The following is a 13,176-nucleotide window of genomic DNA, read 5'->3' as shown; positions in this document are numbered from 1 at the left end:
GTTGTATGTTATTTACTCATTTATTTCATTTCCAAGCATTCTGTTGATTATCATATACGACAAAGTTTCAAATGAAAGAGTTATATCAACATCTTCAACAGGTAAAGATGTTCTCAATTTTACAGGTGAGAAGTTAACTATTCCTTTTATACTGGTTTCTTCGATTTGCTCCACAACTAATTGAGCGGCACTTTCTGGAACTGCGATAACTGCCATTTCAATGTTCATCTTTTCGACTAATTCTTTCAAATCACTCATATGATATACGATAATTCCCGCGATTTTCTTACCGACTTTTTCTCTATCGTTGTCAAATATAGCTACGACTTTGAATTTGTGCTTTGGCAAACCAGGGTAATTTGCTAATGCGGTCCCGAGATTACCAGCACCTATAATAGCTACATTCCATTCTTTATTTATACCAATGATATCAGCTATCTCTCCAAGAAGCTTTTTGACATTGTATCCCAATCCTCTTTTGCCAAACTCACCGAAATACGACAGATCTTTTCTAACTTGGCTAGGTTTAATATTCAATCTTTCAGCAATATCTTGCGAAGACACAAAGTTAACACCATCATCTTTAAATCTGTTAAGGCACCTATAGTAAAGCCCTAATCTTTTTATAGTTGGTTTTGGTATTTTCATCCAATATTCCCCCTGTTTTGTTTGTTATCTAATTCACAATTTTACCATAACATGATTTTTAAATCAACTATCATAAAAAATAAGTTGTTACAAACCTAGTTCAAAAGTTGTCAATATAATCTTTATTCTTTTTGGTTGCCTCAAGGATGATTCCACAACAACAAAATAATTACAAATTCTGTCGCTTGACAAACAATCTTGACAAAGGCCGTTGATGGTACAGGGGGTTTTTAAATTTAATCTTTTCGAATTCATAGGAGAGATATACCTTAATCTTTCACGTGCTTCTTCAATATCTTTTACAACTTTGTTTAAACTGGAAATCAATAAAACATTTTTGGGACCATAAATGACTGCTGCTACACGATTACCGTTACCATCAAGAAATATTAGCTTCCCATCCTCAGTTATAGCGTTTGTACTGCAAACGTAATAATCTGAACGAAAAGCTGCTAATTCTATTTCTCTTTTTTCTTCAGGTGTTTTTGCGTTTGTCCTATCTAAAAAGTTATATTTTCCACTTTTGAGTAGTTCTAAAACACTGCTTTCACTAACGCTCAATGAACCACCACTTGTAACCGTAGACTTTTCTGGTATGATTGAGCTCACAGTTGATAAAAGCTCGTCTGTGGAATTTGCCACATATACTTCAAAGCCTTTTCTTTCAAGAACAGGTTTGATTTTTTGAGCAAGTGAGTTATATTTCCAATTGTAAAGTTCACTTCTCATGCCCTTCCCTCCTGATTTTTCATATATTTGTAAGATATTTTCATATATTTGTAAGATAAATACAAAAACAGGCGAGACATCATGTCTCGCCTGTTTACCATTTATTTGGCGGGGACGACGAGATTTGAACTCGCGGCCACCGGTGTGACAGACCGGCGTGCTAACCAGGCTGCACCACGTCCCCGTCTTTCTTACTTGTCAACTCATCGCTGACCGTGATATATTTTGCCATAAGGTTATTGGTTTGTCAATGGGTATTTTTCAATTTTCACATAAATTTTCTTTAAATTTTTTCCAACAATTTTCAAACTATTGTTTTAAACATTTCTTCAATTTCTTCTCTTCTTCTTATTAATCTGAAGTCGTATTTTCCGTTTTCCTCGTACACAATCACTTCTGCAGGTCTTGGCATAGAGTTGTAATTGTTTGACATGGAATAACCATAAGCACCTACGTCTCGAACAATTACGTAACTTCCAACTTTCGGTATTTCCAAATTCCTTTCGAAAGCGATAATATCTCCTGATTCACAAAGTGGACCGACTACATCAATGATATATTTTTCACTGCTTTCTGGATCTAATACATTTATTTCATGATAAGCATTGTACATTGCTGGTCTCATAAGTACATTCATTCCTCCGTCTAAAACTACAAAGGTTTTGTGCCGAGTTTTTTTCACATATTCCACTTTTAAAACAAGTAACCCGGCTGGAGCAATCAGATATCTCCCAAGCTCGAGAATCACCATTTTGAAATCTTTTAAATAAGGCACAATTCTCTCTTTATATTCTAAAATGTCCAATTCCTTATCTTTGTATTTTATTCCCCAGCCACCACCTATGTTAATTTTTGAAAATCCGTATTTTTTAGACAAATCAACAACTTTGGAAATAGCTTCTTCAAAAGGTTCAACATCAGTTATCTGAGAACCTATATGAACATGGAATCCAGAAATGTTCAGTCTCTTCTTTGATAGTATTCTATCAATTTCATCAGTTTGTATACCAAATTTGCTTTTTTTCAAACCTGTCGATATATGCGGATGTGTCTTTGCATCGACGTCAGGATTTACACGCAGAAAAAACTCCGCACTGCTATCTATTTCTGACCAAATTTCGTATTCTTCTTCAGAATCTATATTTACATACCCTACTTTTTTTGAAAGTATTTCTATTTCTTTTCTAGTTTTACCATTTCCATTCCAAACAATTTTTTTGTCATCTACATCTGCTAACTTACAAGCATGATACTCACCAATGGATACTATATCAGCACCAAAACCGTTGTCTTTAAATATTTCTATAATCCTTGGATTATTATTTGCTTTGCATGCAAATGTCGGGAAAAGATTTACGCTGCTGAAAACATACTTAACGGTACTTATTCTCTTCAAAATCTCTTCACGCGAATAAACATAAACTGGTGTACCATAAGTCTTTGCTATAGCCTCAATTAATTCTTTTTCCAATAAAGTACTTGGCACATTCAATCGCTCCTTTAATTATTTGCTACTCACTCAGATAATTTTCTCAATTTTACCGCCGTCCCGTATGCAAGAATTTCTGCAGCGCTTTGCATTACAGACGATGAACCAAACCTGAGGCCGATAATTGCATCAGCACCGAGTTTTTCAGCTTCATCTATCATGCGTTTCAATGCGATGTTTCTACTCTCAACTAACAATTCCGTATAACTTTTTATCTCACCACCTGCCAAAGTCTTAAATGCAGCTGCTATATCTTTACCCAGGTGCTTTGAATTAACTATACTACCTGTAACAATTCCTAACGTTTCAACGATTTCATAGCCTGGAACAAAATCAGTCGTTACAACTATCATACATGGCACCTCCTTTGTGAATTATGCCTCTTTTTTATTGAAAATAATATAGGCAAAGATGAAAGATACTATTGTGAATATTATAGCACAAATTGTGTATTTAAAATCTATGAAATTTTTTTGGAAAATGTTTGTACCAAGTGCATATGAAAATGTATTTAAAAACTTCAATGGTTTCAGTAGACCTGCCACAGTAGTGATGGCAAGTGTCCCCAAACCCGCAAGGAGTGGTTTTACTTGATCATTGAATAGAACTGAGAAAAATATACCGATGCCATACCAAAGTAAACCTGCAAAATATGATTGAAATGCAAATTTTAACCCTGTTTCGTAAATATAATCCTTTCTAAGCAAAAATGAATAAACCAATGGCAGTAGGCCAGCGATTATTAGGATAACACTCAGCGCAATAAAACCAGTAAGCACTTTATTCAAAAAGATTTCTTTTCTCGATTTTCTAACAAGTAAAAATTCTATTGTTCTATTTTCAAATTCCCTTGCAAAGAGTGGGAATGCCATGATAATACCAATTATTGGAATCATTTGACCAAAATTTTTACCATACCATTGTGAATTAACGTAAAAATTCCATTCTTTAAGTTTATTTAACATACTACCAGGAAGAAACTTTTCTAGTTGAGGATTTCCTGTGTAACCTTCCAACATTGAGAGTGTGAATTTTTGTAAAGGAGCAACTAAAAAGAAGAGTATGAACACAACAACTAAAACTCCAAAAAAACGGACTCTCAAATCGTTAAATTCCTTTCTCATCTTATATCACCTCTGTTATTACCATTAGTATTGCTTCCAACTATAAAAGCTTCAAATAAGACATCGAAGGTCACAAGTTCATATTCAAATTTATTTTCCTTAGCATAATCTTTTGTGACTATGTATATATCTTCCGATTTAGTAGACTTATATTTATAACCTTCCACTTTCTTTCCCTTTTCAACCTTTATTGCGCAGTATTTTTCTTTAATATCATCGAGATATCCGATCTCGATAATCTTTCCTTTATTCATTATGGCAACTTTATCTGCAACTTTTTCAACTTCGCTGAGTATATGACTTGTGTAAAGTACAGACCCACCATCCATCGGAATGTTTCTTATAGCATCAAGTATTTGATTTCTCACGATGGGATCTAATCCCCAAGTTGGTTCGTCTAATATATATAAATCTGCCTTCTGTGATAACACTAAAGCAAGATATAGCTGAGTAGTCTGACCGTTAGATAATTCTGACACCTTTTCTGAAAGTGGCAAATCAAATTTTTCTATTAAACCATAACACTTACTTTTATCAAAATCCTCTGTTAAATCTGCGGTAAATTCCACCATTTTCTTCACAGTATAGCTTTGATAAAGTTCTTTTCCTTCTGGCAGATAAGCTATTTTACCATTTTTGATTATCTCACCTGAATCTTTAAACCTAAGTCCTAATATACATTTAATAGTTGTTGTCTTACCTGCGCCATTCGGACCAAGTAAAGCAAAAATCTCGCTTTTTTCGATACTAAAAGATATGCTATCAACGGCTCTAATCTCTTTGTAGTACTTTTTCAAACCTCTAACTTCTAAAACCAAAATCCTCACCTCCAAGATAAACATTATTTAATTTAATTACTTCCATTTGAAAATTCATTGTCTAGTATTGATTGAATATGTTCTTTTTGGATACCCATTGACTTTAATTTTTTTACTATCCTTCTGAGTTCTTCTAAAGTTTCTATCTTTATTTCATCTTCAACTGATTTTTTTACCACATACCCTTCTCCACGTTCTGCATGAATTATCCCTTCCTGCTCAAGTTCCCTGTAAGCTCTTGCGACTGTATTTACGTTCACACCCAAATCTTTTGCTAAAGCTCTTATCGATGGTATATAATCACCTACTTTTAATTTACCTTTTAAAATCATGCCTTTTATATTTTCTTTTATCTGTATGTACACCGGCACATGTGAATGAAAATCTACACTAAACCACATTCCATTTCCTCCTCAGAGTTCTCATAATATTTTTTAATTCTTTTCACTGTAATATTGTACTATTACAGTAATTAAAAGTCAATAGTTAAAAACAAAAAAATAAAACCTTCGGCTTAAAGCCGAAGGTTTTGAAAAATATTATGAGAGCTAATATCAATCAAAAACTCTTATTGCTTCTGAAGGTGGTATTTTCCTTGATAAATCTGCTGGTATAGAAACAAATACAGTCGTTAGCCCAAACACACTTAAAAGTGTAAGAAGTACCTTACCGTAAGGAATTACAATTTTGAAAGATGGTAATAAAGGACTTACAAACTTAATAAGGTCGTTTATTACAAAGATGCTTGAAATCACAGCAACTATAGTGGCTACAAAAACAACGATTAATCCTTCAAAAATGAACATTTTGAATATTGTATTTCCATCTGTTCCAATGGCTCTGAGCATTCCTATGTCTTTCTTTCTTGCGTAAACATTTCTGAAAGTTATTATCGCAAGGCCTGCAAAGCCCGCGAAAAATCCAAGGTAAAAAAGCTGAAGTGACAATGTTACGAGATTATCTATAGCTGTATACATCTTTTCTATCTCTGCAGTTAAATAAACTGCTGCATCAAATTTTCTTGTTACAAATTCCTGAGCTTCCAAAGCCTTATTTTTGTCTTTAATAACTCCAACATAACCACTAATCGATCCAAATATTTTTTTGTCCTTCCAGATTATAATACCATCCATTGGTAACAACGCTTCGGTTGGATCGTAAACTCCTTGAACAACGAAACTTTCAGTTAATTTTCGAGAAATTCCGGGAAGAATACCTTTAATTGTGAGTGTTAAAGATGTACCTTTATCAACATCAGCGAAATTTTTAGATATATATATAGACTTATCTGGAATTTCTTTTGGATTGATTTTAGACAAATCTTTCATTAGTTTTTCAGAAGGTAAGACGAGTTTTTCAAATATTTCTTGACTTGATATTATGAAAGAATATTTTCTTTTTTCTCCTAACTTGCTTACTTCAACAAGTTGAATGGGTACTAGTTTCTCAAACTTCTTTTTAAATTCTTCATCGTTTAGATATTTATAAGACCCAAAGAAACTTTTAATAGGATTTTCGATTATTATAAAGTTGTAACCAAATGCCCCTTCTTCTTTTTTTGATTCTATATACTTTGAAATACTTGTTGGTACAATCGCACTCACTAATATTAAAATAAGCGTTATTGAGTAAACAACAAAGATTATAAAATTTCTCTTTTTGTATTTTTCAATATAAGATATAGCAAGTACAATGTGGATACTCTTAAATTTCTCAAATAGGAGTTTAAGGTAAGGTAGTAATCCAAATATTGAGTAGATGCTACCAATAAGAACAAAACCCGAACGAATCAAAAAATCTTTGGCTGTTCCAGATGAAAGGAGTGGAACTATAGAAATCAATATAGCTAATCCATAAACAAATGTTACTATATTTTTTCTGTTGATCTCACCAATAAAGTTAATGATAATTGGTATCAACGAAAGTATTCCTAACAAAAAGTAATTCAAAGAAGTTCTGTATAGTACAAACAAAAATAGGATTACAACCAATATAGCTAAAGCATTGAAAGCTTTGCTTCTCTTTTTCCCCTCAATGTTTCTACCACCGTAGAGGATAGAAGGAGATATATTAGAGAATTCTATGCTTTTGTATGTGAGTATTATCATAGGTACAATGGCGGCTATAAAAATACCAAATATTATGCTTGAGAACTTAATATTGAATGGTATTTTATCCTGAACAAATGCAAAGAGTTCATCCGTTCTTTGGAAGGAATTTACTTTGTAAAGAAGATATCTCCCAAATCCAACACCAGCAATTGCACCAACTATTTCTGATAAAATCAAATATGCAAGCCCCTCAAGGAACAATATCCAAAACATCTGAGCCCTTGAGTATCCAATTGCCCTTAATACTCCAAGCGATATTTTACGTTCTTCGGCGAGAATTCCAAAAAAGGAAGCTATAAACAAAAAGCTCGATAGAATAGAAAAACCGGAAAATCCTATGAATAAATATCCTATTATCTTATTCAACGGTGATGTCGCTAGTCTGTACTTTACAGCATTTGTTCTAATTGAACCCTCTACTTCTTTCAACTTTTCAGCAAACTTTTCGTGCTCCTCAACGGGTAGGTCGAGAGTAACAAAGTACGTATTTGGTTCTTTTAAAGGATATATACCGTATTCTTCAAAGAGTGATTCAGGCAAGAATATAGTTCCGTTTGACGAACCGGTTTCACCTCGGAAGTTCAGTTCATCTTTTCCAAACATTTCTATTTTAACTTTGAATGAACCTTTTGAAGATATTATCTCTATCTCATCACCAATCTTCAAGCTAAACGCTTGAGCGGTATCTGAACTTATTGTAATTTTTTCTATGCTTTTCCCAACGTACTTTTGAAATTTTTCAGATACAGCTACAGCGTACATATCAACGTACTTCGAACCAATTTTTGCAGTGATTTGAGCTAATTTCACAGGTACAAAATCTGTGACTTCACCAAATTGTTTTAACGCTATTTCAACTTTATCAGAGTTTATAGCTTTTGGAAGAAATATAGTATCAGATTTATCTTTAATGACTAAATCTATCTTCCCAAAGTTTTTTGTAATTTTTTGTTTTAAATAAATATTAACTGAATCATTTAAAGAAAGGCCACCAATGAGGAGCATGGTGGCCACAAACGTTCCTAATATTGCAAGTAGTCCTATTTTCCAATGTTTTGCGAAATTTCTAAAAGCTATTTTTAATATCATAATTATCATCTCTTTCCTTTTTTAGTTCAAAACTATAACGTAATTTTATCAATCTTCCTCTGTTAATTTTTGCAGCAATCTTAAATATCTACTTCTCGATGGATGTCTCAATTTTCTGAGTGCTTTGACTTCTATTTGTCTGATTCTTTCCCTTGTAACACCAAAAAATTGACCAACTTCTTCTAGAGTCATAGGTTTGCCATTGTATAGTCCGTATCTCATTTTTAATACTTTTTTCTCACGATCATTAAGTGTTTCAAGTAATTTATCTATTTCTTCTCTCATAAGTGTTCTAATTGCTTCTTTTTTGGGGGAACCTATGCTTTCGTCCGCAATGAAATCTCCCATTGAAGAGTCATCTTCTTCATTAACAGGTGTTTCTAAGGAGAGTGTCTCGGGAGCTGCTTGCAATATTTCCTCGATTTTGTCTACGGGCTTTCCAACTTTTTCAGCAATATATTCAATCGATGGTTCCTCACCATGTTCTTGAACATATTCGCGCTTTATTTTCTGTATCTTGTTTATGGTTTCAACCATATGTACAGGTACCCTTATCGTTCTTGCCTGGTCTGCTATAGCCCTAGTAATAGCTTGCCTTATCCACCATGTTGCATAAGTTGAAAACTTGTACCCTTTGGACCAATCGAATTTTTCAACCGCTTTTATCAGCCCAAGGCTACCTTCTTGGATAAGGTCCAAGAAAGACAAACCCTTTCCAAGATATCTTTTCGCCATGCTTACAACAAGCCTAAGGTTTGATATTATTAGTTCTTCTTTGGCTCTTTGATCTCCCATCTGTGCACGTTGAGCAAGCCTTTTTTCTTCAGATGGTGTTAAAAGCCTTATTTTACCTATATCCCTGAGATACATTTTTATTAAATCTTTTGGTTCTGTGCTGTTGAATATTTCTGGGCTCTCTGAAAGATAAGCTTTAACTTCTTCCTCTATGTTCATAAGATCCGTTGTATCTCTAATTTCTATTTTGTTCTTTTCGAGGGTCTCGTATACCATATCCAAAAAGTTGCTATCAAGTGAGTCAGCATCACCTGGTGGAAATGTCCTATCGATATCATCGTATGTAATATACCCCTTCCTTTTGCCAAGTTCTACTAATTTTTCAAGTTTCTTTTGTAACTCTTCGTTCTCCTTAATAACAGTTTTAGACACAAAAACACCTCCTCTTTATTTTGAGGACTTATTAATCATGTTTTTTTGTTTTACTAATTCCATCCGAGCATTTAGTAGTATATTTCTTTCGTCGGTGCTTACCGATTTTTTTATTAGCTCATCTATTTCTGCAATTCTTTTTTCAATCTTTCTAATTTGAAGGTCTTTCTTTATATTTTCAAGAACTTTTTCATCCACCTCGATATCTATCTTTTCTAAGCATTCTTTAACAAAACTTCCCATATCTTTAGACAACTGTTCAAGAGAAACGTTCAAATCTTTTGCAATTAAGAAAAATTCTCTGGCTTTTCCTTCAAGAATATCTGGTGAAAAATCCAATGTTTTAAACAAATCAGGATAGTTGAAATAAATATATACAAGGTAATCTTCAGTCTTTGGAATTTTTACTTTTCTTTCCTCTATTTGTGCATTATAGATTGTACTTTTGCCACTATCAGCTGTTATAGTTGAAAATCTTGATTTAATAACTTCTTTTTCAGAGTTAAGCAAAGAGGCTATCCGTTTGTAAAAGTTATCAAGTGCCGTTGGATTGAATTCAAAAACATTTTTCCATTTTGCAAGGTTCCTTAAAAATGTGTTGACACCATTTGGATTTGATAAATCGTATTCACGTGATAACACGTTAACAACAAAAATTTCAGAGCTTTCAGAGTTATCTAACGCTTCAAGTAATCCATTGCTGCCGAATTTAAAATATACCTCATCTGCATCTTTTCCTTTTGAAAAATTGGCAACAACAACATTGAACTTTTCTGAAAGCAAAGTTTCTATGTTCCTCAGCGTCGCTTTTATACCAGCGCTGTCACTATCGAATGCAAGAATAACGTTATTTGTGCATTTCTTCAATTTGTAAATATGTGACTTTGTAAGCGCAGTTCCAAGTGTGGCAACTGCATTTTTAATTCCAGCCCTATGAAATGCTAGGGCATCGAAGTAACCTTCGCAAATTATAACGTAATCTATTTCTTTTATGTATTCTTTTGCACTATCAAGCATAAATAAAGTTGATGTTTTCTTAAACATCAAAGTATCCTGCGAATTTAAGTATTTAGGCACTCCATCGCCAACTACTCTTCCACCAAAAGCTATAACTCTTCCATAATCATCTTTTATAGGTATAATCACACGACCTGAGAAAGGATCACCGTATCCGAAACCAAACTTTTCAAGCATTTCCTTTGAAATTTGCAATCTTTGGGCAACTTTCTGTGGTAGCTGCGAGTTTGAAGGTGAAAAACCAAATTCGTAAAGTGAAATTTCCCTCTCGTTAAATCCCCTTTTTTTTAGATAATCAACGATATTTGGCGACTTTCCAAGTACGGCAATATATTCTTGATGTAATTGTTTATAAAAAGAGTAGTAAAGACTCCTTGTCTCATCTTCTTCTGTGAAGTTTACTGTAATTCCAACACGTTCTCCTAGTTTCTTAATTGCTTCAGTATAAGATATATTTTCAATTTGCTGAACAAACTTTATAACATCTCCAGAAGCACCACAACCAAAGCAATGATATATATTTTTGGTGGGACTTACGTAAAAAGATGGAGAAGTTTCCAAATGAAAAGGACATAGGCCTCTGTAGTTAGAGCCTACTTTTTGAAGATTTACGTATTCAGATATGACTTCCACAATATCATTCTTCTCTTTAATTTTCTCAATAATGTCCTTTGGAATCATAATCAAATAAGCCAACCTTATTATGAAAAATCATGAGATTTATAGTTTTTACTTTGAAAGGATCCTTAAGCTGAACATATCAAGGAGTGTTTCAGAGACAGAAACTTACCATGTAGATTCAATTATATTTAATCATATAAGATTAAATAAGGGTAGCAGAGGAGAACTCTTTTCCATCTGCCACCCAGATTGGTTTTGAGAGCACAAATGAGGAATTGAAGTAGGAAAAATATTAACGTTTGGAGAATTGTGGAGCTCTTCTTGCTTTCTTAAGACCGTATTTTTTCCTTTCGACCATTCTTGGATCTCTTGTAAGGAAACCTTTATCTCTAAATGTTTTTCTAAGATCCGAGTTGTAACTTACAAGAGCCCTTGCAAGACCAAGCCTAACTGCTCCGGCTTGACCATTCTTTCCTCCACCCTGAACTCTAATCATTACATCAAGTGTACCTTCAAGTCCAGCAATTTTAAGTGGTTCAATAGCGTGCATTGTCCAAACTTTATTCTCAAAGTACTCATTGAAATCGTTGTATTCTCTATCGTTAATTACTATTTTTCCAGAACCTGGCTTGAGATAAACTCTTGCAGTTGAAGTCTTCCTTCTTCCTGTTCCCATGTAAATTTCTGCCATTTATTTCCCTCCCCTCACAATTAGAGAAGCTCAACTTTTTCTGGCTTTTGAGCAGCATGTGGATGATTTTCGCCAGCGTAAACTTTAAGTCTCTTAAATTGGTGTTTCCCAAGTACCGTTTTTGGAAGCATCCTCTTAACTGCAAGTTCGATAATTCTTTCTGGATATTTTTCCATTATTTGTCTTGCAGTTTGTGATTTTAATCCACCAGGATAACCTGAGTGGTGATAGTAAACTTTTTGATTAAGTTTTTTACCTGTGAGTAATACCTTTTCAGCGTTTATAACAACGACAAAATTACCGTTATCAACATGTGGTGCCCATGTTGGTTCATTTTTTCCTTGTAAAAGTAATGCTATTCTTGTAGCTAAACGTCCAAGTGGCTTGCCAGCTGCGTCCACAAGGTACCATTTTCTTTCTACTTTTGGAAACGAAGTCTTTTGTACAGGAAATGGCCTTGCCATTTTTATTTCCTCCCTTCACTTACTCACATTTTATTTTCTTAGGTTTTTAACTTTCAAATATCTTTTCAATGCGTTTCCTTATAAGTCCATTAATTAACGAGTCTATCGAAAATTTTATTGCATTAAATCCTGCTATCCATGGTAAAAATTTCAATGTTTCTTCAAATGATATTTTCCAATATTTCGGTACTACTATCATGTTCAAAAGAACCATCACACCACTAACAACTATAACACCAACTATATAGCCTATTATTTCAACAACTCTATTTTTACGCCATCTGTAAATTAAAACTGTTGGTAACAAATACGAAACCCCTGCTGCAAAGTTCATGGCTATACCAACTATATCTCCGGACTTCAGTAAGTAAAAAAGCAAATTTTTGATTAAGAGTATTATTACTCCATCAACTGGCCCAAAGATGAAACCTGCTAAAATCGCTAAAACATCGCTTGGATCATATTTTAGAAATCCAACAGATGGGAATATTGGAAATTCCAAAAACATTAATCCTGTTGCGAGTGCTGACATTATTCCAATTGTAGCTATTTTGGTTGTTGTTTTTTTCATAACATTATCGCCCCTAATGTAAGGCAAAAATTAGTTTTAAGATATTTCACTCTTCAATAACTGTAACATATTTTCTGTTGTTTCTTGTAACAAATTTTACTGTTCCATCTTTGAGTGCGAATAATGTGTAATCTCTACCCATTCCAACATTTTGACCAGGCCAGAATTTTGTTCCCCTTTGCCTTACAATTATGTTTCCTGCTACAACTTTCTGACCATCAAATTTTTTTACTCCCAAGTATTTTGGATTGCTATCTCTTCCGTTTCTTCCTGCACCGCTTGCTTTCGCAAAAAGTTGTATGTTAATGCGCATCATCGTTCACCTCCAAGCTAATATACTTTGGATACTGTTGTGATAAATCATCTAACGTTTCTAATAGTTCATTTATAAATCTCTGTGATAGGTAATCTTCTGAAATATTCAAAACTTTAAGATAGCCGTCTTCGACAATTACTTTTGCTCCTTCTTTTTCTAAAACCCTTGCAGTATGCTGCGCTATGGTACTTACAGCTGCACAAACAATATCTTTACCCTTCTTACTGTATTCTGCGTGACCACTTATTTCAAATGATAGAAACTTACCATTTTCTATAAAAAACTTACACTTTATCATACGAGTTATATAACACGCGTGAA

At 33.6% G+C, this 13,176-nt stretch carries 15 protein-coding genes and 1 tRNA gene; all 16 read right to left on the bottom strand.

All coding sequences use genetic code 11. From position 1 onward, the window contains the following. Positions 1-12: 12 nt before the first annotated feature. Positions 13-648, bottom strand: coding sequence for a redox-sensing transcriptional repressor Rex (locus AS161_RS05795; protein WP_164542102.1), 636 nt, complete (start codon positions 646-648; stop codon positions 13-15). Positions 649-735: 87 nt separating this feature from the next. Further along, positions 736-1,377 carry a lactate utilization protein gene (locus tag AS161_RS05790; RefSeq protein WP_164542101.1) on the bottom strand — a complete coding sequence of 214 codons (642 nt, stop codon included), beginning with the start codon at positions 1,375-1,377 and terminating at the stop codon, positions 736-738. Between the two features lie 106 nt (positions 1,378-1,483). Then, positions 1,484-1,561: transfer RNA gene (locus tag AS161_RS05785), tRNA-Asp, on the bottom strand. A gap of 120 nt (positions 1,562-1,681) precedes the next feature. Continuing rightward, positions 1,682-2,863: a diaminopimelate decarboxylase gene (gene lysA, locus AS161_RS05780; protein WP_206518787.1), complete on the bottom strand. Its 1,182-nt coding sequence runs from the start codon at positions 2,861-2,863 to the stop codon at positions 1,682-1,684. Between the two features lie 29 nt (positions 2,864-2,892). Next, a complete protein-coding gene (locus AS161_RS05775; protein ID WP_164542100.1) occupies positions 2,893-3,219 on the bottom strand; it encodes a YbjQ family protein in 327 nt (108 codons plus the stop codon). Positions 3,220-3,240: 21 nt separating this feature from the next. Continuing rightward, positions 3,241-3,990 carry an ABC transporter permease subunit gene (locus AS161_RS05770; protein WP_164542099.1) on the bottom strand — a complete coding sequence of 250 codons (750 nt, stop codon included), beginning with the start codon at positions 3,988-3,990 and terminating at the stop codon, positions 3,241-3,243. Further along, positions 3,987-4,817, bottom strand: a complete 831-nt coding sequence (locus tag AS161_RS05765) for an ABC transporter ATP-binding protein (protein WP_337998409.1) — start codon at positions 4,815-4,817, stop codon at positions 3,987-3,989. Before AS161_RS05765 ends, AS161_RS05770 begins: the two co-directional genes overlap by 4 nt. Positions 4,818-4,840: 23 nt before the next feature. Next, positions 4,841-5,209: a GntR family transcriptional regulator gene (locus AS161_RS05760; RefSeq protein WP_011993614.1), complete on the bottom strand. Its 369-nt coding sequence runs from the start codon at positions 5,207-5,209 to the stop codon at positions 4,841-4,843. 153 nt (positions 5,210-5,362) lie between these two features. Then, positions 5,363-8,008 (bottom strand): FtsX-like permease family protein, encoded by a 2,646-nt coding sequence (locus tag AS161_RS05755; RefSeq protein WP_241241343.1) that lies wholly within the window; start codon positions 8,006-8,008, stop codon positions 5,363-5,365. Between the two features lie 48 nt (positions 8,009-8,056). Next, on the bottom strand, positions 8,057-9,175 hold the full coding sequence (gene rpoD, locus AS161_RS05750; protein ID WP_206518786.1) for an RNA polymerase sigma factor RpoD: 1,119 nt from the start codon (positions 9,173-9,175) through the stop codon (positions 8,057-8,059). Between the two features lie 15 nt (positions 9,176-9,190). Next, on the bottom strand, positions 9,191-10,873 hold the full coding sequence (gene dnaG / locus AS161_RS05745; protein ID WP_164542187.1) for a DNA primase: 1,683 nt from the start codon (positions 10,871-10,873) through the stop codon (positions 9,191-9,193). Between the two features lie 232 nt (positions 10,874-11,105). Continuing rightward, positions 11,106-11,504 (bottom strand): 30S ribosomal protein S9, encoded by a 399-nt coding sequence (rpsI, locus tag AS161_RS05740; RefSeq protein WP_011993618.1) that lies wholly within the window; start codon positions 11,502-11,504, stop codon positions 11,106-11,108. A gap of 20 nt (positions 11,505-11,524) precedes the next feature. Continuing rightward, positions 11,525-11,968 (bottom strand): 50S ribosomal protein L13, encoded by a 444-nt coding sequence (gene rplM / locus AS161_RS05735; RefSeq protein WP_011993619.1) that lies wholly within the window; start codon positions 11,966-11,968, stop codon positions 11,525-11,527. A 46-nt stretch (positions 11,969-12,014) separates the two neighbouring features. Beyond that, positions 12,015-12,539, bottom strand: coding sequence for an ECF transporter S component (locus AS161_RS05730; protein WP_164542097.1), 525 nt, complete (start codon positions 12,537-12,539; stop codon positions 12,015-12,017). A gap of 46 nt (positions 12,540-12,585) precedes the next feature. Beyond that, positions 12,586-12,852, bottom strand: coding sequence for a 50S ribosomal protein L27 (rpmA, locus tag AS161_RS05725; RefSeq protein WP_164542096.1), 267 nt, complete (start codon positions 12,850-12,852; stop codon positions 12,586-12,588). Then, positions 12,842-13,153, bottom strand: coding sequence for a ribosomal-processing cysteine protease Prp (locus tag AS161_RS05720; protein WP_164542095.1), 312 nt, complete (start codon positions 13,151-13,153; stop codon positions 12,842-12,844). Before AS161_RS05720 ends, rpmA begins: the two co-directional genes overlap by 11 nt. Positions 13,154-13,176 lie beyond the last annotated feature (23 nt).

This window comes from Fervidobacterium sp. 2310opik-2 (assembly GCF_011057735.1).
GTDB classification, from domain to species: domain Bacteria; phylum Thermotogota; class Thermotogae; order Thermotogales; family Fervidobacteriaceae; genus Fervidobacterium; species Fervidobacterium nodosum.
Note: the sequence above shows the minus strand (reverse complement) of the source record. Positions and strands in the feature narration are given on the sequence as shown.

What these genes read in the sequence shown, in the direction of transcription:
- AS161_RS05795 (WP_164542102.1), bottom strand. Translation starts at nt 648, where the DNA reads ATGAAAATACCAAAACCAACTATAAAAAGATTAGGGCTTTACTATAGG.
- AS161_RS05790 (WP_164542101.1), bottom strand. Translation starts at nt 1,377, where the DNA reads ATGAGAAGTGAACTTTACAATTGGAAATATAACTCACTTGCTCAAAAA.
- AS161_RS05775 (WP_164542100.1), bottom strand. Translation starts at nt 3,219, where the DNA reads ATGATAGTTGTAACGACTGATTTTGTTCCAGGCTATGAAATCGTTGAA.
- AS161_RS05770 (WP_164542099.1), bottom strand. Translation starts at nt 3,990, where the DNA reads ATGAGAAAGGAATTTAACGATTTGAGAGTCCGTTTTTTTGGAGTTTTA.
- AS161_RS05760 (WP_011993614.1), bottom strand. Translation starts at nt 5,209, where the DNA reads ATGTGGTTTAGTGTAGATTTTCATTCACATGTGCCGGTGTACATACAG.
- AS161_RS05755 (WP_241241343.1), bottom strand. Translation starts at nt 8,008, where the DNA reads ATGATATTAAAAATAGCTTTTAGAAATTTCGCAAAACATTGGAAAATA.
- dnaG (WP_164542187.1), bottom strand. Translation starts at nt 10,873, where the DNA reads ATGATTCCAAAGGACATTATTGAGAAAATTAAAGAGAAGAATGATATT.
- rpsI (WP_011993618.1), bottom strand. Translation starts at nt 11,504, where the DNA reads ATGGCAGAAATTTACATGGGAACAGGAAGAAGGAAGACTTCAACTGCA.
- rplM (WP_011993619.1), bottom strand. Translation starts at nt 11,968, where the DNA reads ATGGCAAGGCCATTTCCTGTACAAAAGACTTCGTTTCCAAAAGTAGAA.
- AS161_RS05730 (WP_164542097.1), bottom strand. Translation starts at nt 12,539, where the DNA reads ATGAAAAAAACAACAACCAAAATAGCTACAATTGGAATAATGTCAGCA.
- rpmA (WP_164542096.1), bottom strand. Translation starts at nt 12,852, where the DNA reads ATGCGCATTAACATACAACTTTTTGCGAAAGCAAGCGGTGCAGGAAGA.
- AS161_RS05720 (WP_164542095.1), bottom strand. Translation starts at nt 13,153, where the DNA reads ATGATAAAGTGTAAGTTTTTTATAGAAAATGGTAAGTTTCTATCATTT.